The following is a 24,419-nucleotide window of genomic DNA, read 5'->3' as shown; positions in this document are numbered from 1 at the left end:
CTTTTTTTCTGGTGTATTGGCTCGATACAGTCTGCCGGTGTGAAACGGCTACACTTTTCCCTAGGTGCCGTTTAGAGTCTGTGCTTTTTGGGGGGGGCGACAGGCTTTCCCCCTGACTGCTTAGGGAAGAGAGTCATGCAGCGCTTTGATCGCAGTTTTGTGCCGCCGCCGAGTTGGTTGCAAAGTCGGGAGGCCAGCGTCAGCAGGCAAGCGGTGGCCGATTATTTTCTGGCGGACCAGACGAAGAGAGCACAGACCCGAGCCCCGGAGTTGGACTTCAATCTGGATCATCCATCCGTTCACGTTAGCCTGGATCGGTTGTTTCACGGCAAGTGCGCGTTCTGTGAACGCAGAGGCCCCACGTCTTTTTACCGATTTCGTCCTGGGGAAGGCGTCAGCCCCGTAGAGCACACGCCAGATGCTCATCTGTATTACTTCTGGCTGAGCAATGCCTGGGAGAATATCTATCCCATATGCAATGGCTGTGAACCCGACCGGCCTGGCTACTTCCCTGTTCGGGGTACCCGTTCACCCCTGCCGACACAGGGTCAGCTTGAAGCCTACGCAGCGGAGAGCCTGGGTGAATGGCGCGACTATCCGCTCAAGGAGCGGCATCTCCTGCTCGATCCCTGCGAGCGAGTAAGCATTGCCCGGCACCTATCTGTGAATCTTTCCGGTGAGCTGCTTGCACTGACAGGGCGGGCACGAGAAACGATCTCCCATTTCAAGCTCAATCGCAGTCAGTTGGTTGAGCAGCGTAGAAGCAGACTGCAATCCTATTTCGACGAACTGCTCTACGAGCGGCTTCCTGAAGTGGAGGAGGATAAGGTGCCATTTCCGCCAGTCCTTGACTTTTCCTCACTGGAGTTTGGGGGGCTTTGGTACTTGCTGTGCCGTCGTATCCTGTTGGCGCTTTCACCTACCAAAGTCCAGCCGCTGGCACTTTCGCTCCGCCGTATTCACTGGACATTTCACGCCATTGCTCTAAATCCAGATTTTGAAGACTGGCGTGAGGGGCTTGAAGCCAGGTTGGCACTTCCGATTGTGAAAACTCCCGCCCAAGCGCTTAAGCCGTCGCAGTCCTTTCCACGGGAGTACTCGCCATTGGCCTCGATTCACTTGAGTAATTTCAAGGGAATTGAACATCTCGAACTGCTGATGCCATCCGCACAGGATTATCCCGCCTCCAGCGTGAAGCCCGTACAACCTGCCTTGCTGATCCTGGGTGAAAACGCCGCCGGAAAAAGCTCCATCCTCGAAGCCTCGGCCCTGGCGCTGTGCTCCGAAGAGGCTCGCGCGCAGCTACCGGTCGACGTCGCCTCGCTGCCCCTCGATCCTGAGTTACTGGGCGCAGGGCTGGTCCCTCGATGCACCTCGGCGACGGTAACGGTCACCTTCCAGGATTCCAGCAAACGAGAGCTGACCATTGCCGGCGGAGGCTACTGGCCCGAAGGTACACCCATCACGCCACCGGTCTTCGCCTACGGCGCCTTCCGCCAATACCAGAAGCAGGTGCGGCGCTACAGTCCGGGCAAATCGGTTATCAACCTTTTCGACGCCACGGCCCTGTTGTCCAACCCGGAAAAATGGCTGTTGAGCCTCAAACCGGTCGAGTTCGACAACGTGGTGCGGGCCCTGCGGGATATCCTCTCCATCGAGGGCGAGTTCGAAGTCATGGAGCGTGATGTTGAAAACCAGCGCTGCCTGATCGTCACGGCCACGGCCGGTAGCCGGACCCTGTGCCGAACCCCATTGAGCCTGGCGTCCTCAGGCTACCGCTCGGTGCTGGCCATGGTCTGCGACATCATCCAGGGCCTGATGAACCGGCGCATCAACCCTTACTTCGAGAGCCTGGAAACCGCCCAGGCGGTGGTGTTGATCGACGAGGTCGAAGCCCATCTGCACCCGCGCTGGAAAATCCAGATCATGGGCGCGTTGCGTAGCGCCTTGCCGAACGTGACCTTTATCGCCACCACCCACGACCCCCTGTGCCTGCGCGGCATGCGAGAGGGGGAGGTGATCGTCATGCAGAGGGTCGCCAGCGAGGACAATCCCGACAGTGATTGGCCGGTGATGGTGGAGCAGGTGATCCGCCTGCCCAACGTCAGCCAGTTGACCATTGAGCAGCTGTTGACCTCGGACTTTTTCAGCCTCACCTCCACCGACCAGCCGGATACCGAGCGCGAGCTGGCGATGTTCGCCGATCTGCTGGCCGCCCGCGAGCAGGGCCAGCCCCTGAGCGACGCCCAGCAGCACGCCTGGAGCCGCTTCGAACGGGATATCAGCGACGCCTTGCCGGTGGGCGCCACCGAAGTCCAGCGGCTGGTACAGGAAGCGGTGGTGGAATACCTGCAGAACCGCCGGCAGGTCAGTGCGCTCAAGCTCGGCGAACTGCGTAAGGAATCCAAAAAGCGGATCCTCGCTGTCCTGGAGGGCATCTGAAGCATGCGTGCGGTCATTCGAACGATTGCCAAGGCGCCGGATGCCCTGTCCGGAGCCGACTCGCCCGCCGCCAAGGAGCTGCAAAAACTCAAGGCCTGGTTCGCCGCACCGACTGGCAACCCACCGGCTTTTGCGGTGTACAAATCCGATAGCGTCAAGAAGCAGCTTGATGAGCTGTTCCACGGCAAATGCGCCTATTGCGAGAGCTTCTTTGCCTCCACCGCGCCGGTGGATGTCGAGCACTATCGGCCCAAGGGCGCGGTGTCCGAGGACGCCAGCCATCCCGGTTACTGGTGGGTGGCCATGGACTGGGACAATCTGCTGCCCAGTTGCATCGACTGCAACCGCAAGCGCAAGCAGGTCACCCCCAGGTTGTCGGCCAAACTGCTGACCCTGCGGGACGACCGCCAGGGGTTCAACCAGGGCAGCCTGCTGCTTTCCGGCAAGAAGGACAGCTTCCCTATTCTCGGCCGGCGGGCGATGTCCGCTGCGCAGGACTTTGCCGACGAATACCCGCTACTGCTCGACCCGTGTCGTGACAACCCCGACGAACACCTGAGGTTTCATATCGACCGGGACAACCTGATCGGCCTGGTACTGCCCAGGCCGCACACGGGGGCGGACCTTCCTGCCATGACTGATGCGGCCATGGATGGAAATCTCCAGGAAGCACTGGCCGCCGGGCTGAGCCTCAAGGGCAGCGTCTCGATTCATGTCTACGGTTTGAACCGGCTGGGCCTGGTGCAGGAGCGCACGCGTCTGTTGCGCCAGCTGGAGTTCCTGGAAATGCTCGCGCTGGAAGTGGGGACTATGGCGGATGAGCTTCTACCTGATCCCGAGGCGCCGCCCTCGGCCACGGTCGCCAGTATCGCCAAGCGCCTGTACTTCCTCCAGGACCGGATTCTCAGTGAAATGAAGCGCATGGCCCGGCCCGAGGCGCCTTATTCGGCCATGGTCCGGGCCTGGATCGAGGACTTCAAGGTCCGGCTCCAGGCCTGACTACGGTGCCGTTTCGGCGTCGCGTATGCCCTGGTGTTCGGCCACCACGCGCAAGGTCCTGAGGCTGACCATCGGTGCGTCGACCACGAACTGGTTGGCCAGCCAGGAGGGGATATCGCCGGCCGGCTCGGCTTGCAGCTCATAGGTCACGCGGGTTTGCGTGTCGCTTTCGGGGTGCATGGTCCAGGTGCCCTTCATCTGGCTGACACGGATCTGTCCCGGCACGAGGGGGACGAAGCCGGGTACCGCCTCCAGATAACGGGTCAGGCTGCCGTCGTCGGCGCGCTCGCTGTGCACATGGATCACCATGTCACGGGTTTGCGCCGGCCACGGCAGTGCAGTGGTCAGATAGACCCAGGTGTCGTCACCGTCATTTTTCAGCAGGCGCATATCGGCGCAGGCATACAGCCATTTGCAGGCGACCCGCAGGTTTTCCTGGAGGTTGCTCAGGGTGCCGACATCGGCCTTGATCCGCGTCTCGCCGCGAAAGCTCTGGTAGCGCGAGCCCGGGACGTGGCGGAGGTAGACCTGGATGCCGTCTTCGTCCTTGGCCAACTGCCAGTCCGGGGGCGCCGCCAGTGTTGTCGTGCTGAGAAGAGCACTGGCCAGCGCTGTCGCAGATAACAGGATGTTCATTCGGATCTCCGGGTTGCACGGCCGATAGTGCCTGGCTACCCGGATATAACACCCGAGCCCGGGTTTTATTCAATGGGCGCCGGCTGCTTTGTTCAGATCGCCCTCGCTCCATTGGGTATAGACGCAAGCGTCCGCGCTGGCCCAGCGTACCCGCAATGGATCGCCGGCCTTGAGCGGCATGCCGGTGGCCGACAGCGCCTTGACCGTCATCGCCGTGCCGCCGTCGGTGACCACGCTGCAGGTCTGGCTTTCGCCGAGAAAGAGCATTTCGCCGACCTTGGCCGAGACCTCGTTCCAGCCTGCCGGCAAGGGTTCGGCGGCGGCCTGTTCGAGGCTCAGGGCCAGGGCTTTCTCCGGGCGCACCATCAGCAACAGCGGCTGGTCGCTGGAAACCCCGCTGGTCGGCCGGATCGTCAGGGTCTGTCCCTCGAAATCCCCCGCGGCATTGCCCCGGGCCTTGAGCTTGAGGAAGTTCGAGTTGCCGAGGAATGAGGCGACAAAGGCGTTCGGCGGGTTCTGGTAGAGGTCGTAGCCGCTGCCCAGGCCCACGATCCTGCCGTGACTGAAGATCGCGATGCGCTGGGACAGGCGCATGGCTTCCTCCTGGTCATGGGTTACGTAGACGATGGTGATGCCCAGCCGACGATGCAGTTGGCGCAGCTCGTCCTGCAGGTCTTCGCGCAGCTTCTTGTCCAGGGCGCCGAGGGGTTCGTCCATCAGCAGGATGCGCGGTTCGTAGACCAGCGCCCGGGCAATCGCCACACGCTGTTGCTGGCCGCCGGAGAGCTGGGAAGGGCGGCGATGGGCAAAGGTTTCGAGCTGCACCAGCTTGAGCATGGCCTCGACCCGGCGCTCGCGCTCCTCGCTGCTGAGCTTGCGCAGGGTCAGCGGGAAGGCGATGTTGTCACGCACCGACAGGTGGGGAAACAGCGAGTAACGCTGGAACACCATGCCGATATCGCGTTTGTGCGGCGGCACCTTGACCAGGGACTGTCCACCCACCAGGATTTCACCGCTGCTGGGCGTCTCGAAACCGGCCAGCATCGACAGGGTGGTGCTTTTGCCCGAGCCACTGGAGCCGAGGAAGGTGAGGAATTCACCCTCCCGGATATCCAGGGAAATATTGTCCACGGCGGCGAAGTCGCCGTAGTGCTTGTTCAGGTTGCGCAGGCTGACCAGGGGGCGGTCGGGTTGTTGCGCGGGGTCTTTGATCACGGCACTCATGTTCTACTCCTTGGCGCTCAGGCGCGAAGTTCATTGCGCCGGCGCAGGGCGGCGGCGATCACCATCACCAGCACCGACAGGGCGATCAGCAGCGTCGAAGCGACGGCGATCACCGGGGTCAGGTCCTGGCGCAGGGTGGTCCACATTTTCACGGGCAAGGTCTGCAGGGTCGGGCTGGCCATCATCACGCTCAGCACCACTTCATCCCACGACACCAGGAAGGCGAACAGCGCCCCGGCGACCATGCCGGGACGAATCGCCGGGAAGGTCACCTTGAACACCGCCTGCAGGCGCGAGGCACCGCAGATCACCGCGGCATCCTCGATCGACTGGTCGAACAGCTTCAGCGAGTTGATGATCGAGATGATGGTGAAGGGCAGCGCGACGATGACGTGGCTGACCACGAAGGCGAACAGCGTCCCCGTGTAGCCGAGTTTGAGAAACAGCGCGTACACCGCCACGGCGATGATCACCAGGGGCACGATCATCGGCAGGGTGAACAGGCCGTAGAGCAGTTCGCGGCCGGGAAAGCGTCCACGGACCAGGGCGAAGGCCGTCGGCAGGCCGAGAGCGACCGCGAAGAAGGTGGTCAGGATCGCCACCTTCAAACTGGCCAGGGCGGCGTTCATCCAGTCCGGGTTGGAAAAGAACTGGCCGTACCATTTCAGCGTCCAGCCCGGTGGCGGAAACACCAGCCATTGGGAGGAGCCGAACGACAGCAGCACGATGAACACGATCGGCAGCAGCAGGAACAGGGCGATCAGTCCGGTGGTGAGGTAGAGGCCCAGGCGCAGGCGCCGGCTCATGGCATTGGGAGTCAGGAGCATGACGGCTTACCTCGCGTTACTGGCACCGACCGGGGATTCCGGCTGGAGCTTCAGGTAGAAGTAGAACAACACCAGGGTGATCAGCACCAGCAGGGCGGCACCGGCGCTGGCCAGGCCCCAGTTGAGGAACGACTGCACCTGTTGAATGATGAACTCCGGCAACATCATGTTCTGCGCGCCGCCCAGCAGGGCCGGGGTGACGTAGTAACCCAGGGACATGACGAAGACCATCAGCCCGCCGGAAAACAGCCCCGGCCGGCACAGCGGCAGGAACACCCGCAGGAAGTTGCGCCACGGGCTGGCCCCGCAGATGGCCCCGGCCTGCAGGATCATCGGATCGATGGCCTGCATGGTCGCCTGCAACGGCAGGACGATGAACGGGATCATGATGTAGCTCATGCCGATCACCACGCCGGTCAGGTTGTGCACCATCTCCAGCGGCTGGTCGATAATGCCCATGGCCATCAATGCCTTGTTGATCACCCCGGAAGCCTGTAGCAGCACCAGCCACGAATAGGTCCGGGCCAGCAGGCTGGTCCACATCGACAGCAGCACGATATTCAGCAGCCAACGGCCCCAGCCACGGGGCACCAGGGTAATCGCCCAGGCCAGGGGAAAGCCCAGCAGCAGGCTGAACAGCGTGACCAGCCCGGCCACCGAAAAGGTGTTGAGCAGGACCCGGGCGTAGGCCGAGTTGGCGAACAGTTGCTGGTAGTTTTCAAGCCCCGGCGTGGGCTCCAGGACGCCACGCAGCAACAGGCCGATCAGTGGTGCGAGGAAAAACAGGCCGAGGAACAGCAGGGCGGGTAACAGGTTACCCGCCCCCCGCCAGCGCTGCGCATACGTGGAAGACTGCTGCATGACCGCCGCCTTGCTGCTGGCCAGGCCGGCAGCGCCAGGGGCGCTCCCGGTCGGACGGGTGTCAGGGGAAAGCGTGGCCGTCATTTTCATTTGACCAGCCATTCGTTCCACCGTGTCGCAATGGCCGGACCGTTCTTGGCCCAGTATGCGAAGTCGAGTGTGATCTGATCCTTAGCGTAGGCAGTCGGCAGGTTCGGTGCCAGTACCGAGTCCAGGCGCGCGACGCTGTCGATGTTGACCGGGGCATAGGCGGTCAGGTTGGAGAAGTCGGCCTGGCCCTTGGCGCTGCTGGCACTGGCCAGGAACTTCATGGCCGCCGCCTTGTTTTTCGTGCCTTTGGGGACGACCAGAATGTCGGCCATGACCAGGTTCTGTTTCCAGCTCACGCCCACCGCTGCGCCGTCCTGCTGCAAGGCGTAGATCCGGCCGTTCCAGAACTGGCCGATGCTCGCTTCACCGGAGGCCAGCAACTGCTGGGACTGCGCGCCGCCGCCCCACCAGACGATGTCTTTCTTGATGGTGTCGAGTTTCTTGAAGGCGCGATCCAGGTCCAGCGGGTAGAGCTTGTCGGAGGGCACGCCGTCGGCCAGCAGGGCCAACTCCAGCACGCCGGGGCTCGGCCATTTGTAGAGGGCGCGTTTGCCCGGGTAGGTCTTGGTGTCGAACAGGGCGCTCCAGTCCTGGGGCTTGCCTGCGCCCAGCTTGCCCTGGTTGTAGCCGAGGACAAAGGAGAAGTAGAACGAACCGACGCCATGGTCCGAGACGAAGCGCGGGTCGATCTTGTCGCGCTGGATCTGGCTGAAGTCCAGCGGCTCGAGCAGGCCTTCGGCGGCGGCGCGCAGGGCGAAGTCGGCTTCGACGTCGACCACGTCCCACTGCACGTTACCGCTTTCGACCATGGCCTTGAGCTTGCCGTAGTCGGTGGGGCCGTCCTGGACCACGGTGATGCCGCTGGCCTTGCTGAACGGATCGGCCCAGGCCTGTTTCTGCGCGTCCTGGGTGCTGCCGCCCCAACTGACGAAGTTGACGCTGTCGGCGGCCATGGCGAAGGAACTGCCGATTGCCAGGAAACCCGCGAGCAATGTCGCGGTTGCACCTTTGTTCAACACCATTTTCACGCCCTCATTTGTTGTGTTTTTGAGCGGGTTGTTGATGCCCGCCTATCGGGAGCAGTAGGTCCATCGGGGCCTTTTAAGGCGACCGCGCCAAGGGCTTTTATGGGTGCTTTCCCTGTCGGGGGCACTTGGCAAATATCTCCGGTCTACGGAATATCATATTATGGTATTCCAAACTTTCTGCAAGCACTTTGCCTTACCGGTGATCCGGCCTTGGCGCTTTTTTACGGGGTATCAGGGTTGCGTGAAGGGGATGCTTTCCACCACCTGCAGATCGTAGCCGGTCAGCCCGGCATATTTGAGCGGCGGCCCCAGGTGGCGCAGTTGGCCGACACCGATGTCCTGCAGTATCTGTGCCCCGGTACCGATCTGCGAATAGATCCGCGATTGCGAACGGCTGTACTGGCGCGCTGGCCGGGTCAACTGCGGTACGCGCTCCAGCAGCGCCTGGGAAGATTCGTGGTTGGCCAGCACCACGACGACGCCGCAGCCTTCCTCGGCGACCCGTTGCAGCGCCGCCCAGAGCGTCCAGTTGCTCGGCCCGTGGTAGTCGGCGCCGACCAGGTCACGCAGCGGATCGATGACGTGGACTCGCACCAGTGTCGGCGTATCGCGGCGGATATCGCCCATCACCATGGCCATGTGCACGCCGCCTTCAATGCGGTCCTCGAAGGTGATCAGGCGAAACATGCCGTGCACCGTCGGCAGTTCCCGTTCGCCGATCCGCAGCACCGTGTGCTCGGTGCTGAGGCGGTAGTGGATCAGGTCGGCGATGGTGCCGATCCGGATGCCATGTTTTCGCGCAAATACTTCCAGGTCCGGGCGCCGGGCCATGCTGCCGTCATCGTTCATCACTTCGACGATCACCGAGGCGGGGGTAAAGCCGGCCAGGCGCGCCAGGTCGCAACCGGCCTCGGTGTGCCCGGCACGGGTCAGCACGCCGCCTTCCCGGGCCCGCAGGGGGAAGATATGCCCGGGCTGGACCAGGTCTTCGGCGCGGGCATCGGCGGCCACCGCGGCTTCGACGGTGCGGGCGCGGTCGGCGGCGCAAATGCCGGTGGTCACGCCGTGGGCGGCTTCGATGGACACGGTAAAGGCGGTGCTGAACGCGCTGCCGTTGCTCGGCACCATCTGTTCCAAGCCAAGGCGCCGGCAATGCTCGTCGGTCAGGGTCAGGCAGATCAGCCCGCGTGCCTCGCGGGCCATGAAGCTGATAGCCTGGGCGTTGCAACGGTCGGCGGCGATCAGCAGGTCGCCTTCGTTTTCGCGATCTTCGTCATCCACCAGCAGGACCATCTTGCCCTGGCGGTAGTCGTCGATGATGTCCTGGATACTGTCAAAGGCCATGCCGGCGCTCGCTCTGTCTGAATGTGTGATTTATGGTATACCATAATACAAAATCAACCAGCAATGAGGTCATCGATGAAGGCTTACTGGATTGCCCATGTGGATGTCACGGACCCCGAGCAATACACCGAGTACACAAGCCGCGCCCCAGCGGTATTTGCCCGCTACGGCGGACGCATGCTGGCACGGGGCGGGCGCGCCGAGGCCCTGGAGGGGCGGGAAACGCCACAGCGTAATGTGGTGATCGAGTTCGACTCCTACGACCAGGCGCTGGCCTGCTATCGTTCGGCGGAGTATCAGGAGGCGCGCGGGCACCGCGAAGGCGCGGCCCGGGCCGAAGTGATCATTGTCGAGGGCATGGCGCCCTGAGGGCGCTCAGCGGATAAAGTGAATCTTGCCGCTGTCGTCGTTGCCGATGTAGATGCCGTAGACCCCGGCCTGGCGTTCCTCGATGTAGCGTTCGAGGATCTGCCGGATCGCCGGGTAGTAGATGCTGTCCCAGGGGATGTCCTCGGGCGCGAAGAATTGGTAGTCCAGGGTTTCCGGCCCGAACTGGCCGGTGATCTCCAGCGCGATGGCGCGGAAGATGATGTACACCTCGCTGATCTGCGGCACGCTGAAGATCGAGTAGGGCGAGAGGATTTCCGCGCGCACGCCGCTCTCTTCCCAGACTTCCCGCAGGGCCGCCTGCTCGGTGGTCTCGCCACCTTCCATGAAGCCTGCCGGCAGGGTCCAGGTGCCGGGCCGTGGCGGGATCGCCCGTTGGCACAGCAGGTACTTGCCGTCGCGCTCGATGATGCAGCCGGCGATGATCTTCGGGTTGACGTAGTGGATGTAGCCGCAGCCCGCGCACATCAGGCGTTCATGGGTATCGCCCGGCGGCACTTGCCGAGCGAGGTCGGCGCCGCCGCACTGCGGGCAGAAGCGCGGGCTGGGCATGTCAGCGGCCCATACGGGGTTCTTTGAGGGCGATGGGCGCGGTGATCTCGGGGGCCGGGCCGGTTTCGTCCTGCTTGCGCTTGAGGTATTCCAGCGCCACCTTGGCCGCCGCGCGCACGTGGTCGACCGAGGCCTGGTGGGCGGCCAGCGGGTCGCCGCTCTTGATGGCCTCGACGATGCGTTCCATTTCCTGGTTGCTGGCGCCGCGCCGGTTTTCCTGGGACACCGAGGTGGCCCGCAGGTAGCTGATCCGGGCCTGCAACTGGCGCAACTGGGTGGCCGCGGCACGGTTGCCCGAGCCTTCGAGCAGGACGTCGTAGAAACCCTGCACCGAGTCGATGACCTGCTGCAGCTCGCCGTCCTTGAGGGTCTTGCGATTGACTTCGAGGGCCTTTTCCAGGGCCTTGATGTCCTTGGCCTTGGCCCGCAGGGTGAACAGCTGGACGATCAGGCCCTCCAGCACACAGCGCAGTTCGTAGATATCGACCGCATCGTCCAGGGTGATGATGGCGACGCTCGGCCCCTTGGCATCGGCAAACGCCACCAGGCCTTCGGACTCGAGGTGGCGCAGGGCTTCGCGCACGGAGGTGCGGCTGACGCCGAGGCGCTCGCAGAGGTCGCGCTCGACCAGGCGGTCTCCCGGCATGAGTTGGAAGTTCATGATGGCGCTTCGCAGCTTGTCCAGCACGATTTCGCGCAGGGTAACGGGGTTGCGATTGACCTTGAAGCTGTCGTCGAGTGGCAGGCGTTTCATGGGATCCGCTCTAAAAGTTCGTGGGGCCGATCGAGGGCCGAAATCACCGGCAAGCTTATCATGCGCCGTTCATTCGCGTCGGCTCGCGCCGTGGCAAAACCTCAGGCCAGCGCGGGCAGCGGGCCGAGCTTGCCCTTGTGGTAGATCATCGGCGTCACCGCTTGCTCGGGCAGGATCAGGTTCTTGACCGCGCCGACGATAATGGCGTGGTCGCCACCGTCGTATTCGCGCCACAGTTCGCACTCGATGATGGCGGTGGCCTTGTCCAGCAGCGGGTTGCCCAGGGCGCTCAGGTGCCAGGCGATCCCCTTGGCCTTGTCCTTGCCTTTGCCGGCGAATGCGTAGGCTTCGGCGGTCTGGTCGGCGGACAGCAGGTGAATCGCGAACTGCTTGCTGTCCCGCAGGATCGGGTAGGTGTCCGAGGCGTAGTTGGGGCAGAACAGCACCAGCGCCGGGTCGATGGACAGGGCGCTGAAGGCACTGGCGGTGATGCCGACGATGCCCCCCTCGGCGTCCAGGGTGGTGACCACCGTGACGCCCGACGGGAAGGAGCCCATGACTTCTTTGTAGATACCGGGTTCGATCATCTCGTTTGTCTCCTAGCGCATCACGAAGGGGTCGGGCATGGGGGCTGACGAGAGGTTGATCCACACCGTTTTCAGCTCGGTATAGGCCAGCACCGAATCGATGCCGCTCTCGCGACCGTAGCCGCTGTTCTTGAAACCGCCGATGGGTGCCATGGCCGAGACCGCGCGGTAGGTGTTGACCCAGATGATCCCGGAGCGGATGTCCCGGGCCAGGCGATGGGCGCGGCCCAGGTCGCGGGTCCAGATGCCGGCGGCGAGGCCGAACTGCGAGTCGTTGGCGATGGCCAGGGCCTCGGCCTCATCCTTGAAACGGATCACCGAAGCCACCGGACCGAAGACTTCTTCCTGCATGATCTTCATCGAGTTGCGGTCGCACTCGAACAGGGTCGGCTCGTAGAACCAGCCGTTACCCAGGTTCGGCGGGCGCTTGCCGCCCAGGCGCAGGCGCGCGCCCTCGGCCAGGGCGTCGGCCACCAGGCCTTCGACCACGGCCAGTTGCTGCGCGGTGGCCATGGGGCCCATCTCGCTGGCGTCGTCCTGCGGGTTGCCGATGCGAATGCGCCGGGCGCGTGCCACCAGGCGCTCGACGAATTCGTCATAGATGTCGTCCTGGACCAGCAGTCGTGAGCCTGAGACGCAACTCTGGCCGGACGCCGCGTAGATCCCGGCAATGGCACCGTTGATCGCGCTGTCCAGGTCGGCGTCGGCAAAGATGATGTTCGGCGACTTGCCGCCCAGTTCCAGGGACAGCTTGGCGAAGTTCTCGGCGCTGCTGCGTACCACATGGCGGGCGGTGGCCGCGCCGCCGGTGAAGGCGATCTTGCGCACCAAAGGGTGGCGGGTCAGGGCGGCACCGGTGCTTGCGCCGTAACCGGTGATGACATTGACCACGCCGGGCGGAATGCCGGCTTCCAGGGCCAGGCGCGCCAGTTCCAGGACGGTGGCCGAGGCGTGCTCGGAAGGTTTGAGCACGATGGTGTTGCCCGCCGCGAGGGCCGGTGCCAGTTTGATCGCGGTCAGGTAGAGCGGGCTGTTCCAGGGGATGATCGCGGCGACCACGCCCATGGGTTCGTGCACGGTGTAGGCGAACAGGTCCGGCTTGTCCAGCGGCAGGGTGCCGCCTTCGAGTTTGTCGGCCAGGCCCGCGGTGTAATGGAAGAACTCCGGCAGGTAGCTGACCTGGCCGCGGGTTTCGCGGATCAGCTTGCCATTGTCGCGGCTTTCCAGTTGGGCCAGGCGCTCCTTGTTTTCCGCGATCAGATCGCCGAGGCGACGCAGCAGCTTGCCCCGGGCGGTGGCACTGAGGCCACGCCAGGTCGGGTTGTCGAAAGCCCTTTGCGCGGCCTGGACCGCGCGCTCGACATCGGCTTCGCCGGCGTCGGGCAACTGTGCCCAGGGTTCGGCCAGGGCCGGGTCGAGGCTGTCGAAGGTCTGGCCGGACAGGGCATCGACCCATTCACCGTCGATGCACATCTGGAAGCGGGTGAGTGTCATGCAACGATCCCCTTTATCTGATTTTGTCGGGCGTGGGCGTTGGCGAGGAAGTCCAGCAGCACCTGGTTGACCAGGCGCGGCGACTCCACGGGCATCATATGCCGTTGCTCGGCGAGCACGGCAACCGTGGCGCCGGGAATACGTTCGGCCAATTGGCGGGCCATTTCCGGGGTCGACCCCGGGTCCAGCTCACCGGTGGCGATCAGGGTCGGCACCTGAATGCCGCCCAGATCCTCGGCACGGTACATGTCCTGGGTGGCGAACAGTTCATAGGTGGTCAGGTAACCTTGTGGGTCATTGTCCGCCAACGTCTGGCGCAGGGCGGCGATTTGCGCGGGATTGGCCGCCTGGTATTCGCGGCTGAACCAGCGCGACAGCGCGGCTTCGGCGTTGGCGTCCGGTCCGTGCTCGGCGGCCTGGGCGGTGCGGGCGATAACGCCGGCACGCTGTTCGGCGCTGCGATTGAACACGCTATTGAGCACCACCAGGGCTTGCAGACGTTGCGGGTAGTGCAAGGCAAACGCCCGCGCTACCAGCCCGCCCATGGAAAAGCCGATCACGCTTGCCTGGGGCAATTGCAGATGGTCGAGCAGCTCCAGCAACTGGTCGGCATAGCCGAGCAGCGGGGTGCCGCTGGCCGGGCGCGGGCTGGCGCCGTGGCCGAGCATGTCGTAGGTGATCACGCGGTACGTCGTGGCCAGGCCAACGATCTGGCCGCCCCACATTTCTTTATTCAGGCCCACGCCGTGGATCAAGACCACAGGCTGGCCTTGGCCGGTCGCCAGGTAACTGGTGCCAGCCGGGGTGCGTTCAGCGGTGAGCCGAATCATGGAGCGCTCCTGCCTTTCTTATTGATTACCGCGCTTTCTCGGCGGCCAGTTCTTCCAGGTCGATATAGCGGTTGCCGATGCGCGGGTGCAGGCGACCACCGTCGGCGCAACCGAGCACGACGACGATCTCGTCGGCGCGCGGAGCGTCTTCGATGCGCATTTCCAGGGTGATGTAGTGCGAGCGCAGGCCTTCGTCGTCCTTGTGCATCATCGGGATCTGGATCGAGGTGCCGGGCCCGCCGCGCTTGTTGGTGAAGCTCAGGTAGCTTTTGGCCTGGACCGCCTCGCGGTAGTGGTTGCCGAAGCGCAGGGTGTGGATCACCGCCGAGGCATGTTCGATTTCACCGTCGGCGCCGACTACCGCGGCCTTGCCGTAAGCCTCGATCTTGTCGGCACCGCCGATGGCGGCCACCAGGCGCTCGACCATCATGGCGCCGAGGTCGGAGCAGTGGGCGCGGATTTCCGGTTTCAGGTCTTCGACGAAACCCCGACCCAGCCAGGGGTTTTTCATCACCACGGCGAGGCCGATCATGGTCACCGGTTTGTCCGCGGCCTTGCCGCCTTCGATCAGGGTCTGTTCGGAATAACTGACGATCTTGCGGATTTCGAAACTCATAAGGGGGCTCCTGGGTGCACGTTGATCATGTGGTATGATGGTATACCATAATATTGGCTGTGCAAGCCCCTCCTGAAAGTATTCAGGTTGCCGCGAGGGCGAGTCCTACAGTGGAAGGTTGTGCCGACGGATCATCTCCATCAACTGCCGCAGCCCCGGCTGCGACTGGCGCTGGCTGGAGTAGTAGAGGCAGAACGGGGCGCCCATGCTCGACCAGTCCGGCATCACCTCCTGCAAGCTGCCGTCCTCGAGTTCCCGGGTGACGCGTTTTTCCAGGCAATAGGCAATCCCGACACTGGCCAGCGCCGCGTCGATCACCGCCTGGGTATCCGAGGCGGTCAGGGCTCCGGGGACATCCAGGCGGATCATTTGCGCGCCGTTGCCCAGTTCCCACTTGTAGGCCGTGTTGTCGCCCAGGCGCATCCGGATGCACGCATGCTCCAGCAGGTCGGCGGGTTTTTCCGGGACGCCACGGCGGGCGAGATAGTCGGGGGAGGCAATCATGATCCAGCGCAACTCGCCGGTCAGGGGCACGGCAATCATGTCCTGGGGCACCGTCGCGCCATAGCGGATACCGGCATCGAAACCTTCGGCGACGATGTCCACCAGACGGTCCTCGACCTTCAGGTCCAGGTTGATCTGCGGGTAGGCCGCCATGAACTCGCCGAGCACCGGACTGACCAGCAGGCGGGCGGCATCCCGGGGCACATTCAGGCGCAGCCGGCCGATCGGCGCATGGCGATAACGGTCGAGTTCGTCGAGGGCTTCCTGGATGGTGGCGAAACCGACGGCCAGCTTCTGCGCCAGCAGGGCACCGGCATCCGTGGGTTCCACCGAGCGGCTGTTGCGGTTGAGCAGCTTGACCCCCAGGCGGGTTTCCAGGTTGCGCAGGGTGTGGCTCAGGGCCGAGGTGGTGACCCCCAGTTCATGGGCGGCCTGGCGAAAGCTGCGGCGGCGGATGATGGCCATGAACACATTGAGATCGGCCAGTTCGGAGCGGTTGAAAGCTGCCATGTCATGGGTTCTTTACGAGGAGAGAAGGTGAACGGGGTGTTGAGCCTTATTCAACCATGGATGATCTAAAATCATGATCCTTTTATGCTTCGATTCCATTGGAGATCATCATGAGCATCGAACACATCGCCATCGCCGGTATCGACAAACCGGTCTCGCGCATTGCCCTCGGCACCTGGTCCATGGGCGGCTGGATGTGGGGAGGCGCGGACGATGAAGTCTCGATCCAGACCCTGCGTCACGCCCTGGAACGGGGTATCAACCTGATTGATTCCGCGCCGGTCTACGGCAAGGGGCATTCCGAAGAGCTGATCGGCAAGGCCTTGAAGGGCGTACGCGATCAAGCCGTTATCGCCACCAAGGCCGGCTTGCAGTGGGATGACGGTTCGGTTCGGCGTAACGCCACGGCCGTGCGGATTCGTCGGGAAGTTGAAGACTCCCTGCGGCGCTTGCAGACTGACTATATCGATCTGTACCAGATCCACTGGCCCGACCCTCTGGTCGAACAGCAGGAAACCGCGCTGGAGCTGGAAAAGCTGCGTCAGGAAGGCAAGATCCTGGCGGTGGGCGTGAGTAACTATTCGCCGGCGCAGATGGACGAGTTCCGTGAATACACCGCGCTGGCCACGGTGCAGCCGCCCTACAACCTGTTCGAACGGGCCATCGATAGCGACATTCTGCCCTATGCCAGGCAGCATTCGCTGGTGGTGCTGGCTTATGGTTCGCTGTGCCGCGGGCTGCTGACCGGTTCCATGAGCGCGGCGACGGCGTTTGGCAGCGATGATATCCGTGGTGTCGATCCAAAATTCCGCGCCCCGCGTTTCGAACAGTACCTGGCGGCCGTGGCGGCGCTGGACCTCTACGCCCGTGAGCGGCATGACAAGTCGGTGCTGGCCCTGGCCTTGCGCTGGGTGCTCGACCAGGGGCCGACCATCGCCTTGTGGGGCGCGCGCAAGCCTGAGCAATTGAAGGGCATCGAAGACGCCTTTGGCTGGAGCCTGTCGGCGGATGAACTGAAGCAGATCGACCAGATCCTGCTCAATACCGTCAAGGACCCTGTGGGTCCCGAGTTCATGGCGCCGGGTATCCGCGGCTAACGCCTGTCCATCAAGGTTGAACGCGTTTCCTGTAGGAGCCGGCTTGCCGGCGATGACGTCAGTAAGGTCGATGCAAGGCTTACTGGCCTCATCGCCGGCAAGCCAGCTACAGGTGTTGCGGTGTGCTTTTAGCGGCAGCCGGTCAGGGTGACCTTGCAGGTCGCCGGCGTTCCGCCCGATTCAGCGGCGTAGCGCTGGCAGTTGCCCATCGCCTTGACGCTGGCGCTTTTCACGTTCGGCCCCCAGGCCAATCCGCCATCCCCCAGTGTCGGCACCGCCTTGGCGTAGCAGGCGTAACCGCCGACCGGGGTTTGCGAACCTCTCCCCGAACAGCCGGCGATCATTGAAAAACTGATCGCCAGCACCAGCAGGCAGAACAGGGACGGGGCGTTGCGTGAAGCTTGTACGTTCATGGCGGTGTCGCTATTGCAGGTTAAGTCCCGCCTATTGTCCCGCCTTATTGATGGCTCGGATAGTCCCGTTGCAAGGCCAGGTTCAGGGCCAGCACATTGACCCGCGATTCACCGAACACCCCCAGCGCCGGCGCCTGGGTATTGGCCTGGACCAGCGCCAGCACGTTATCCAGCGGTGCGCCGCGTTGCTGTGCCACGCGGGTGGCCTGCAAGGCGGCATTGGCCGGGCTGATGTCCGGGTCCAGGCCGGAGGCCGAGGTGGTCAGCATATCGGCGGGCAGGTTCTGGCCGGCCAGTTCCGGCTGGGACTGCTCCAGGGCATGCCGGTCGGCGGTCAGCCGATCGCTCAGGGCCTGGCTGGTCGGCCCCAGGTTGGAGCCCGAGGAGCTGGCCGCGTTATAGGGCGATGGCACGGTTTTCAGCGGGTCCTTGGGATCGGTGTCGGTGGTGGCCGATGGCCGCCCATGGAACCACTGTGGGGCATCCCATTGCTGGCCGATCAATGCCGAACCGATCACCTGGCCCTCGGGGTTTTTCAGCAGGCTGCCATTGGCCTGGGCGGGAAACAGCAACTGCCCGATCCCGGTGACGGCGAAGGGGTAGGCCATGCCGCAGAGTACGAAGGTGACCGCAGTGACCCGCAGGGCCGGTGACAAGAACTTGATCATGATCAGATCCTCCTACAGGAAGGGTGCCAGGCACAGGTCGATCAGCTTGATGCCGATAAAGGGCGCAATCAGCCCGCCGACGCCATACACCAGCAAGTTGCGATAGAACATGGTTTCCGCGCTCTTGGGCATGAAGTTGACCCCGCGCAGGGCCAGGGGAATCAGCGCCGGAATGATCAGGGCGTTGAAGATCAGCGCCGAGAGGATCGCGCTTTGCGGCGTGGCCAGGTGCATCAGGTTCAACGCCGCCAGGCCCGGCAGGGCGACCATGAACAGCGCCGGCAGGATGGCGAAGTACTTGGCCACGTCGTTGGCGATGGAAAAGGTCGTCAGGGCACCGCGGGTGATCAGCATGCGCTTGCCGATGGTGACCAGGTCCAGCAGCTTGGTCGGGTCGGAATCCAGGTCGATGATATTCGCCGCCTCCTTGGCCGGCATGGTCCCGGTGTACATGGCCAGGCCGACATCCGCCTGGGCCAGGGCCGGGGCGTCGTTGGTGCCGTCGCCGGTCATGGCCACCAGGTGTCCGGCCGCCTGTTCGCTGCGGATCAGCTTGAGTTTGTCCTCGGGGGTGGCCTGGGCGACGAAATCGTCGAGGCCGGCCTGGGCGGCGATCACACTGGCGGTGGTCGGGTTGTCGCCGGTGACCATTACCGTGCGGATGCCCATGGCGCGCAGTTGTGCGGCCCGCTCGCGGATTCCCGGCTTGAGTACGTCGGAGAGGTTGATGATGCCGAGGATCCGCCCGTCGATGGCCACCGCCAGGGGCGTCGCGCCTTGCTGGCTGACGCCGAGGGCCAGGCGCTCGAGGTCGGCGGGAATCTCGCTGCCGTAGCTGTCCCTGACGTAGTTGACCAGGGAATCCACCGCGCCCTTGCGTACCACGCGCCCGTCGGCCAGATCGGAACCGCTCATGCGGGTTTGTGCCGAGAAGTCCATGCCGATGGCTTCTTCCAGCCGGTTTTCTTCATGGACACCCAGGCTCTTGGCATAGGCGCTGGTGGACTTGCCTTCCGGGGTGCTGTCGAACAACGAGGCGAGGTAAGCCCCCTGTTGCAGCTCCTGGCGGGTGACGCCCTTGACCGGTAGCAGCTCGGTGGCCTGGCGATTGCCGATGGTGATGGTGCCGGTCTTGTCCAGCAGCAGGGTGTTGACGTCGCCGGCGGCTTCCACGGCCTTGCCGGACATCGCCAGCATATTGAAGCGCAGCGTGCGGTCGATCCCGGCAATACCGATGGCCGAGAGCAGGGCGCCGATGGTGGTAGGGATCAGCGCGACGATCAGGGCCACCAGGTCGGCGACGTTGATCTGTGCGTTGAGGTAGCTCGCCACCGGGGCGATGGCGGTGACCACGATCACGAAGATCAGGGTCAGCACCGAGAGCAGCACCGTCAGCGCGATCTCGTTCGGGGTCTTCTGCCGTTTGGCGCCTTCCACCAGGCTGATCATTCGGTCGAGAAAGGTGTTGCCGGGCGACGCGGTGACCAGGATCACCAACGAGTCGGAGATCACCTTGGTCCCGCCGGTGACCGTGGAGTTGACGTCCGAACCGGACTCCTTGATCACCGGTGCGGATTCGCCAGTGATCATCGACTCGTCGACATAGGCCGCGCCTTCGACCACTTCGCCGTCCATGGGAATCAGTTCGCCGCGGTTGACCTTGACCAGGTCGTCCTTGCGCAACGATGCAGCGGACACCAATTCCTGGCGGCCGTCAGAGAGCAGCCGGGTGGCATTGAGCTGCGTGGTGGTGTGGCGCAACGAAGCGGCCTTGGCCTTGCCACGGCCCTCGGCCATGGCTTCGGCGAGGTTGGCGAACCACACCGTGATAAACAGGATGAAGGTCACCACGCCGTTGTACAGCGACGTGGCATTCGATGGCCCGAACAGTTGCGGGTTGATCGTCAGCGCAGCGGTCACCAGGGTGCCGATCCAGACCACGAACATGACCGGGTTCTTGATCTGCACCCGTGGATCGAACTTTTTCAGCGGTTCGACCAGGATCAGCCGCAGACGCTCCTGCCGGTTCTCCGCGCGCGGCGCCTTGCGGGCCGCAACCGGGGTCGACAGCGGGGCCAGTGGCAATGCTTTTTCAATTTTCATCTCAGTCTCCTCACCCTTAGAACAGCAAGTGCTTGTTCATGGCGAAAAACTCGGCGATCGGTCCCAGGACCAGCGCCGGCAGGAAGGTCAGTGCGCCGACGATAGCGATCGTCGCCAGCCACCAGATGCCGAACATCGGGGTATCGGTACGCAGGGTGCCTATGTTGGGCTGCAGGGTCGGCTTGGCCGCCAGTGAGCCGGCCACCGCCATCAGGAAGATGATCGAGGGGTAGCGACCGATCACGATCACGCAGGCGATGGCGAGGTTGTACCAGGGCGTATTGGCGTTCAGGCCGCCAAAGGCCGAGCCGTTGTTGGCGGCGGCGGAGGTGAAGGCATAGAGCACTTCCGAATAGCCATGCACCCCGGCATTGCCCAGCGCGGCCACGCCGTAGGGCATCACCATCGACCAGGCCGAGGGCGCGAGGATCACCAGCGGGTGAATCAGCATGGCCAGCGAAACCAGGATGATTTCGCGCTTCTCGATCTTCTTGCCGAGAAACTCCGGGGTGCGCCCGACCATCAGGCCGGCGACGAAGATCCCGACCAGGCCGTAGATCAGGAAATTGAGGAAGCCCACGCCCTTACCGCCGAAGACGCATTGCAGCATCATCTGCACCAGGGTCGAGAGACCGCCCAGTGGGGTGAAACTGTCGTGCATCGAGTTGATCGAGCCGGTGGTGAATGCCGTGGTGTAGGCGGCGTAGAGTCCGCTTTCGGCGATGCCGAAACGCACTTCCTTGCCTTCCATATTGCCGCCGGCCTGCAGGGCGCTGGCATGGGGATCGATACCCAGCTGGCTCAGCAGCGGCGTACCGGCCTGCTCCGGAATCACGCAGAGCAGCAGGAAACCCACCAGCATCAGGGCCATGACGCTATAGATCACCGCGCTCTGACGGTGGTTCTTGATCATGTGGCCGAACATCACCACCAGGGCGGCGGGCAGGCTGGCCATCAGCAGGATCAGCACGAAGTTGGTCAGGGCGTTGGGGTTCTGGAACGGGTGCGCGGCGTTGACGTTGAAGAAGCCGCCGCCGTTGGTGCCGAGGTTTTCAATCGCTTCCTGTGCGGCGATCGGGCCCAGGGTCAGGGTTTGGTGGCTGCCTTGCAGGGTATCGGTCACCAGGCTGGCATCCAGGGTCTGCGGCACGCCTTGCCAGATCAGGAACAGGCTCAGCACCAGCACCACGGGCAGCAGCACCCGGGTGATAAAGCGGATCAGGTCGCGGTAGAAGTTGCCCAGATTGGCGCCGCCGTCGGTGACCAGCAAGGCACGGATAAAGGCAATTGCCACCACGAAACCGGTCGCCGCCGAGGTGAACATCGGAAAGGTGATGGCGGCCATCTGGCTGAAGTTGGACAGGGTGCTTTCGCCGCCATAACTCTGCCAGTTGGTGTTGGTGATAAAGCTGATGGCGGTGTTGAACGCCTGCATCGGTTCCATGCCGGCGAAATGCTGCGGGTTGAGCGGCAGGACATTCTGGAAGATCAGCACCAGGTAGATGAGCAGGGCCATCACCAGGTTGGTCGCCAGCATGTGCAGGGTGTAGCTTTTCCAGTTCATCGCCTGGCTGCAGGCCTGTTTGCCGATCAGCCGGTAGAGCAGGTTGTCCAGTGGATCGAGCGCCCGGTCGAGCACGGTTTTCTGATCAGTCACCACCCTGGCCAGATAACGTCCCGCCACCAGGCTCAGTGCCAGGGTGGCGATCAAGGTAATAATGATTTGTAGCCAGAGGTGTGACATTGCGTTAACTCCTGAATCAGCGGACTGTTCTGGCGTGCGCTATTAAACAGAAACAGGCCGTCAGAACTTTTCCGGATTGATAACGGCGTAGAACAGATAGATCACTACGCCAACCACCAGCGCCAGTAATAGATCAATGGCCATGTCGAGTATTCCTTCTTGCCGTGTTTGAGTGGGGGCAGCGGACGGGGCACGCCCGCTGCGTGACTTTAAATCGGTCGGCGAGCCGTTTCCAGGATCAGTTGCGGCTGTGCCGGTTCGGCAGCACGGGCTTGATATCCGGGGCTTTCGAGGGCGTGATGACGTTGTCGGCAAAGTAGACGACCAGCCCGCATAACAGATAAAAGCCGATGATCGCTGCAAACAGGAGTGCGCTGAGTAACATGATGTTAGTCCTCGATACCTGTAGCGTTAGTGGGCACTTTCAATCGGTCTGGCCGATCTCGGTGGGTACAGTTTCAGTATAAGTTTCGGATTATCCGGGTCTGATAAGGCCTGTGTCTTTTTAGGCGTTGGCGCTATCAATTTTCCGTAAAGAAACTTGGCGAATTGACACCTGGGGTCCTAACTGACATCAAGGCTATTAACAACGCATTCAAGGCGGCGCTCATGCTCAAACTGGAACGGCTGGCACAGGGGATTATCGGGCCCGCGCGCGATCCATTGGCCCCCGATACACGCGCCCATACGCTGCTGGTCGGTCTGCTGGCCTGGGCGGGCCTGGGAGCCAGCGGTTTGGCTTCGGTCAGTTATGGCCCGGAAAGAGCTTATCTGGCGCTGGGGGCCCATCCCGAGCTGGGGGTGTTCCTGGCCCTGGCGACGCTGCTGACCGTCTGGGTCCTGTCGCTGGCCTATCGTCAGGTGGTCGAGCTGTTTCCTTCGGGCGGCGGCAACTACAAGATCGTCTCGAAACTGCTGGGCCCCAGGCTCGGCCTGGTGGCCGGTTGCGCCTTGCTGGTCGACTATGTGCTGACCATTGCGGTTTGCCTGGCCAGTGGCACCGATGCGTTGTTCAGCCTGTTGCCGGTTGAGTGGCAGAGCCACAAGCTGGTGGTGGAGGTCGGCCTGGTGCTGCTGCTGATCCTGTTGAATCTGCGCGGCATCGCCGACTCGATCCGCTTGCTGCTGCCCCTGACGCTGGGGTTTGTGCTGGTGCATGTGGGGCTGATCGTCTATGGCGTTGCCTCGAAAGCCGGTGACCTGACGGGCACGCTGGTGCGCAGCTCCGCTGATACCGTGGCCTTGTCCGGGGATATCGGCTGGCCCTTGCTGGTGGCGCTGTTCCTGCGGGCTTATTCCCTGGGGGGCAGTACCTACGCGGGGTCCGAAGCGATTGCCAACAACGTCAACCTGCTGGCCGAGCCCCGGATCAAGACCGGTCGCACCGCCTTGCTCTCGGTGGGCTTTTCCCTGGCGTTCATGGCCGGCGGCATGATTCTTCTGTACAGCCTCTGGGGGGCGCAACCGACCTATGGGCAGACCCTGAACGCAGTGGTGTTCAAGGCCGTTATCGAGCAACTCGGGATTGCACCGGGTGCCAGTCATGGGCTGCTCCTGCTGACCCTGGCACTGGAAGGTGCGATTGTCTTCGTGGCGGCCAATTCGATCCTGATCTTCGCCCCCTCGCTGCTCGGCCGCATGGCCGCCGACTCCTGGCTGCCGCACCGTTTCTGCAACCTGTCGAACCGCCTGGTCAAGCAGAACGGGGTGGTTTTCGTGGGGGCCTGCGCGCTGCTGATCCTGCTGTTATCAAGGGGATCGCTGGGGCTGCTGGTGGTGCTCTATAGCATCAATGTGTTTCTCAGCCTGGCCCTGGCCAAAGCCGGGCTGTGCCGCCACTGGTGGCAGCATCGCCGCGAAGGGCCTTGGCTCGGGCGGATGCTGGTGTCGGTCACGGGCTTTTGCGTGGCCTCGGGCATCCTGCTGGTGACCCTGACGGAAAAGTTCTTCGAAGGCGGTTGGGCGACCCTTTGCCTGACCCTGCTGGTGATCGGCGGCTGTGCCCTGGTCCGGCACCACTACGCCAAGGTGGAAACCCTGCGCCTGCAGATGGATACCGAGTTCACCCTGCCGGCGCAGGTGCTGGCAACCGTCACCCGCATCGAGCCCACGCCAGACGCGCCGACGGCGGTGATCCTGGCCACCGAACATTGGGGCGCGGCGATCCATACCTTGCTTTGGGTGCAGCGTCTGTTCCCGAACCGTTTCGCCAATGTGGTGTTTGTCGGCATCGTCAAGGTGGAAGGGCATGTGTGGGGGCGGATCGACGGTGTGCAACGGCGCAAGACCCGGCTCGACGAGTCCATGGATCAGTTGGAGGCCTTCTGTGCCCAGGCCGGTATCAGCGCGACACGGCGAATCGGCTACGGCACCGACCCGGTCGCCGAGTTGCAGAAGCTGCTCGGTGAGGCGACCCGGCATTACCCGGGCTGCGTCTGTTTCAGCAACAAGCTGATCCTGCAGGACAGCTGGGGTTTCAGCGAGTGGCTGCACAACCAGACGCCCTTGCTGCTGCAGCGCCGACTTCATCTGGATGGCATTCCCCTGGTGATTCTGCCTCTCAGATTGAGTGGGTCCGAACACAAGAGCGTGATGGCTTGAGAATGTGTTTTTATATAATTTGTAAAAATTAGACAATGTGTATTGTTCTGGGTATTCTCATTCCAAGGCCTGATGTCCCTGACGCAAGGGCCGTGACTTGAATCGACC

The 24,419-nt window shown here is 63.2% G+C and carries 24 protein-coding genes; 5 read left to right on the top strand and 19 right to left on the bottom strand.

What is annotated here, in order from left to right; all coding sequences use genetic code 11:
- The first annotated feature begins 135 nt into the window (after positions 1–135).
- Positions 136–2,442, top strand: a complete 2,307-nt coding sequence (locus HX830_RS31990; protein WP_256350369.1) for an AAA family ATPase — start codon at positions 136–138, stop codon at positions 2,440–2,442.
- 3 nt (positions 2,443–2,445) lie between these two features.
- Positions 2,446–3,441, top strand: coding sequence for an endonuclease (locus tag HX830_RS01415; protein WP_103494612.1), 996 nt, complete (start codon positions 2,446–2,448; stop codon positions 3,439–3,441).
- Here HX830_RS01415 and HX830_RS01410 read toward each other — a convergent pair whose 3' ends face one another.
- The 6 genes from HX830_RS01410 to ribBA form a co-directional block, all read right to left on the bottom strand.
- Positions 3,442–4,077, bottom strand: coding sequence for an START domain-containing protein (locus HX830_RS01410; RefSeq protein WP_103494613.1), 636 nt, complete (start codon positions 4,075–4,077; stop codon positions 3,442–3,444).
- Positions 4,078–4,146: 69 nt separating this feature from the next.
- Positions 4,147–5,301 (bottom strand): ABC transporter ATP-binding protein, encoded by a 1,155-nt coding sequence (locus HX830_RS01405; protein WP_177098732.1) that lies wholly within the window; start codon positions 5,299–5,301, stop codon positions 4,147–4,149.
- Between the two features lie 17 nt (positions 5,302–5,318).
- Positions 5,319–6,128 (bottom strand): ABC transporter permease, encoded by an 810-nt coding sequence (locus tag HX830_RS01400; RefSeq protein ID WP_103494615.1) that lies wholly within the window; start codon positions 6,126–6,128, stop codon positions 5,319–5,321.
- Between the two features lie 6 nt (positions 6,129–6,134).
- On the bottom strand, positions 6,135–7,079 hold the full coding sequence (locus HX830_RS01395) for an ABC transporter permease (RefSeq protein WP_177098891.1): 945 nt from the start codon (positions 7,077–7,079) through the stop codon (positions 6,135–6,137).
- Positions 7,076–8,101: a polyamine ABC transporter substrate-binding protein gene (locus HX830_RS01390; RefSeq protein WP_103494617.1), complete on the bottom strand. Its 1,026-nt coding sequence runs from the start codon at positions 8,099–8,101 to the stop codon at positions 7,076–7,078. Before HX830_RS01390 ends, HX830_RS01395 begins: the two co-directional genes overlap by 4 nt.
- A gap of 237 nt (positions 8,102–8,338) precedes the next feature.
- Positions 8,339–9,451 carry a bifunctional 3,4-dihydroxy-2-butanone-4-phosphate synthase/GTP cyclohydrolase II gene (gene ribBA, locus HX830_RS01385; RefSeq protein ID WP_177098731.1) on the bottom strand — a complete coding sequence of 371 codons (1,113 nt, stop codon included), beginning with the start codon at positions 9,449–9,451 and terminating at the stop codon, positions 8,339–8,341.
- Between the two features lie 75 nt (positions 9,452–9,526).
- Here ribBA and HX830_RS01380 point away from each other — a divergent pair, with 75 nt between their 5' ends.
- Positions 9,527–9,820: a DUF1330 domain-containing protein gene (locus tag HX830_RS01380; RefSeq protein WP_152739451.1), complete on the top strand. Its 294-nt coding sequence runs from the start codon at positions 9,527–9,529 to the stop codon at positions 9,818–9,820.
- 6 nt (positions 9,821–9,826) lie between these two features.
- Here HX830_RS01380 and HX830_RS01375 read toward each other — a convergent pair whose 3' ends face one another.
- The 7 genes from HX830_RS01375 to HX830_RS01345 form a co-directional block, all read right to left on the bottom strand.
- Positions 9,827–10,390, bottom strand: a complete 564-nt coding sequence (locus tag HX830_RS01375) for an NUDIX hydrolase (protein ID WP_152739450.1) — start codon at positions 10,388–10,390, stop codon at positions 9,827–9,829.
- Position 10,391: 1 nt separating this feature from the next.
- The gene (locus tag HX830_RS01370) at positions 10,392–11,144 is read right to left on the bottom strand and encodes a GntR family transcriptional regulator (protein WP_100943754.1); all 753 of its coding nucleotides are present in this window, start codon (positions 11,142–11,144) and stop codon (positions 10,392–10,394) included.
- 101 nt (positions 11,145–11,245) lie between these two features.
- Positions 11,246–11,731 (bottom strand): flavin reductase family protein, encoded by a 486-nt coding sequence (locus HX830_RS01365; protein WP_103494621.1) that lies wholly within the window; start codon positions 11,729–11,731, stop codon positions 11,246–11,248.
- 12 nt (positions 11,732–11,743) lie between these two features.
- Positions 11,744–13,225 (bottom strand): aldehyde dehydrogenase, encoded by a 1,482-nt coding sequence (locus HX830_RS01360; RefSeq protein WP_103494622.1) that lies wholly within the window; start codon positions 13,223–13,225, stop codon positions 11,744–11,746.
- Positions 13,222–14,055, bottom strand: coding sequence for an alpha/beta fold hydrolase (locus HX830_RS01355; RefSeq protein ID WP_103494623.1), 834 nt, complete (start codon positions 14,053–14,055; stop codon positions 13,222–13,224). The genes HX830_RS01360 and HX830_RS01355 overlap by 4 nt, the downstream gene beginning before the upstream one ends.
- 25 nt (positions 14,056–14,080) lie before the next feature.
- On the bottom strand, positions 14,081–14,671 hold the full coding sequence (locus HX830_RS01350) for an amino acid synthesis family protein (RefSeq protein WP_103494624.1): 591 nt from the start codon (positions 14,669–14,671) through the stop codon (positions 14,081–14,083).
- A gap of 105 nt (positions 14,672–14,776) precedes the next feature.
- Entirely contained in the window at positions 14,777–15,685 is a 909-nt protein-coding gene (locus tag HX830_RS01345; RefSeq protein ID WP_152739449.1) for a LysR family transcriptional regulator, read from the bottom strand.
- A 110-nt stretch (positions 15,686–15,795) separates the two neighbouring features.
- Between HX830_RS01345 and HX830_RS01340 the strand changes: the two genes are divergently transcribed.
- Positions 15,796–16,782: an aldo/keto reductase gene (locus tag HX830_RS01340; RefSeq protein ID WP_177098730.1), complete on the top strand. Its 987-nt coding sequence runs from the start codon at positions 15,796–15,798 to the stop codon at positions 16,780–16,782.
- A 128-nt stretch (positions 16,783–16,910) separates the two neighbouring features.
- Here HX830_RS01340 and HX830_RS01335 read toward each other — a convergent pair whose 3' ends face one another.
- From HX830_RS01335 to HX830_RS31985, 6 genes are all read right to left on the bottom strand, one after another.
- Positions 16,911–17,195, bottom strand: coding sequence for a hypothetical protein (locus HX830_RS01335; protein ID WP_177098729.1), 285 nt, complete (start codon positions 17,193–17,195; stop codon positions 16,911–16,913).
- 44 nt (positions 17,196–17,239) lie between these two features.
- Positions 17,240–17,863 carry a potassium-transporting ATPase subunit KdpC gene (kdpC, locus tag HX830_RS01330; protein WP_177098728.1) on the bottom strand — a complete coding sequence of 208 codons (624 nt, stop codon included), beginning with the start codon at positions 17,861–17,863 and terminating at the stop codon, positions 17,240–17,242.
- Between the two features lie 12 nt (positions 17,864–17,875).
- Positions 17,876–19,966, bottom strand: coding sequence for a potassium-transporting ATPase subunit KdpB (kdpB, locus tag HX830_RS01325; protein ID WP_177098727.1), 2,091 nt, complete (start codon positions 19,964–19,966; stop codon positions 17,876–17,878).
- Positions 19,967–19,982: 16 nt separating this feature from the next.
- Complete coding sequence (gene kdpA, locus HX830_RS01320) at positions 19,983–21,710, bottom strand: potassium-transporting ATPase subunit KdpA (RefSeq protein ID WP_177098726.1); 1,728 nt, start codon at positions 21,708–21,710, stop codon at positions 19,983–19,985.
- A gap of 60 nt (positions 21,711–21,770) precedes the next feature.
- Positions 21,771–21,854 (bottom strand): K(+)-transporting ATPase subunit F, encoded by an 84-nt coding sequence (kdpF, locus tag HX830_RS32370; protein ID WP_100943765.1) that lies wholly within the window; start codon positions 21,852–21,854, stop codon positions 21,771–21,773.
- Between the two features lie 94 nt (positions 21,855–21,948).
- A complete protein-coding gene (locus HX830_RS31985) occupies positions 21,949–22,095 on the bottom strand; it encodes a hypothetical protein (protein ID WP_164886179.1) in 147 nt (48 codons plus the stop codon).
- 224 nt (positions 22,096–22,319) lie between these two features.
- Between HX830_RS31985 and HX830_RS01310 the strand changes: the two genes are divergently transcribed.
- The gene (locus HX830_RS01310; RefSeq protein WP_152739440.1) at positions 22,320–24,311 is read left to right on the top strand and encodes an APC family permease; all 1,992 of its coding nucleotides are present in this window, start codon (positions 22,320–22,322) and stop codon (positions 24,309–24,311) included.
- Positions 24,312–24,419 lie beyond the last annotated feature (108 nt).

The sequence above is a fragment of the Pseudomonas gingeri genome (assembly GCF_013385425.1).
Classification (GTDB): Bacteria; Pseudomonadota; Gammaproteobacteria; order Pseudomonadales; family Pseudomonadaceae; genus Aquipseudomonas; species Aquipseudomonas gingeri_D.
The sequence above is the reverse complement of the archived record's forward strand: the minus strand, read 5'-3'. Positions and strand labels throughout refer to the sequence as shown.

What these genes read in the sequence shown, in the direction of transcription:
- HX830_RS01345 (WP_152739449.1), bottom strand. Translation starts at nt 15,685, where the DNA reads ATGGCAGCTTTCAACCGCTCCGAACTGGCCGATCTCAATGTGTTCATG.
- HX830_RS01390 (WP_103494617.1), bottom strand. Translation starts at nt 8,101, where the DNA reads ATGGTGTTGAACAAAGGTGCAACCGCGACATTGCTCGCGGGTTTCCTG.
- HX830_RS01405 (WP_177098732.1), bottom strand. Translation starts at nt 5,301, where the DNA reads ATGAGTGCCGTGATCAAAGACCCCGCGCAACAACCCGACCGCCCCCTG.
- HX830_RS01380 (WP_152739451.1), top strand. Translation starts at nt 9,527, where the DNA reads ATGAAGGCTTACTGGATTGCCCATGTGGATGTCACGGACCCCGAGCAA.
- kdpC (WP_177098728.1), bottom strand. Translation starts at nt 17,863, where the DNA reads ATGATCAAGTTCTTGTCACCGGCCCTGCGGGTCACTGCGGTCACCTTC.
- HX830_RS01355 (WP_103494623.1), bottom strand. Translation starts at nt 14,055, where the DNA reads ATGATTCGGCTCACCGCTGAACGCACCCCGGCTGGCACCAGTTACCTG.
- HX830_RS01375 (WP_152739450.1), bottom strand. Translation starts at nt 10,390, where the DNA reads ATGCCCAGCCCGCGCTTCTGCCCGCAGTGCGGCGGCGCCGACCTCGCT.
- HX830_RS01310 (WP_152739440.1), top strand. Translation starts at nt 22,320, where the DNA reads ATGCTCAAACTGGAACGGCTGGCACAGGGGATTATCGGGCCCGCGCGC.
- HX830_RS01395 (WP_177098891.1), bottom strand. Translation starts at nt 7,079, where the DNA reads ATGAAAATGACGGCCACGCTTTCCCCTGACACCCGTCCGACCGGGAGC.
- HX830_RS01400 (WP_103494615.1), bottom strand. Translation starts at nt 6,128, where the DNA reads ATGCTCCTGACTCCCAATGCCATGAGCCGGCGCCTGCGCCTGGGCCTC.
- kdpA (WP_177098726.1), bottom strand. Translation starts at nt 21,710, where the DNA reads ATGTCACACCTCTGGCTACAAATCATTATTACCTTGATCGCCACCCTG.
- HX830_RS01415 (WP_103494612.1), top strand. Translation starts at nt 2,446, where the DNA reads ATGCGTGCGGTCATTCGAACGATTGCCAAGGCGCCGGATGCCCTGTCC.
- ribBA (WP_177098731.1), bottom strand. Translation starts at nt 9,451, where the DNA reads ATGGCCTTTGACAGTATCCAGGACATCATCGACGACTACCGCCAGGGC.
- HX830_RS01340 (WP_177098730.1), top strand. Translation starts at nt 15,796, where the DNA reads ATGAGCATCGAACACATCGCCATCGCCGGTATCGACAAACCGGTCTCG.
- HX830_RS31990 (WP_256350369.1), top strand. Translation starts at nt 136, where the DNA reads ATGCAGCGCTTTGATCGCAGTTTTGTGCCGCCGCCGAGTTGGTTGCAA.
- HX830_RS01335 (WP_177098729.1), bottom strand. Translation starts at nt 17,195, where the DNA reads ATGAACGTACAAGCTTCACGCAACGCCCCGTCCCTGTTCTGCCTGCTG.
- HX830_RS01350 (WP_103494624.1), bottom strand. Translation starts at nt 14,671, where the DNA reads ATGAGTTTCGAAATCCGCAAGATCGTCAGTTATTCCGAACAGACCCTG.
- HX830_RS01365 (WP_103494621.1), bottom strand. Translation starts at nt 11,731, where the DNA reads ATGATCGAACCCGGTATCTACAAAGAAGTCATGGGCTCCTTCCCGTCG.
- kdpB (WP_177098727.1), bottom strand. Translation starts at nt 19,966, where the DNA reads ATGAAAATTGAAAAAGCATTGCCACTGGCCCCGCTGTCGACCCCGGTT.
- HX830_RS31985 (WP_164886179.1), bottom strand. Translation starts at nt 22,095, where the DNA reads ATGTTACTCAGCGCACTCCTGTTTGCAGCGATCATCGGCTTTTATCTG.
- HX830_RS01410 (WP_103494613.1), bottom strand. Translation starts at nt 4,077, where the DNA reads ATGAACATCCTGTTATCTGCGACAGCGCTGGCCAGTGCTCTTCTCAGC.
- HX830_RS01360 (WP_103494622.1), bottom strand. Translation starts at nt 13,225, where the DNA reads ATGACACTCACCCGCTTCCAGATGTGCATCGACGGTGAATGGGTCGAT.
- kdpF (WP_100943765.1), bottom strand. Translation starts at nt 21,854, where the DNA reads ATGGCCATTGATCTATTACTGGCGCTGGTGGTTGGCGTAGTGATCTAT.
- HX830_RS01370 (WP_100943754.1), bottom strand. Translation starts at nt 11,144, where the DNA reads ATGAAACGCCTGCCACTCGACGACAGCTTCAAGGTCAATCGCAACCCC.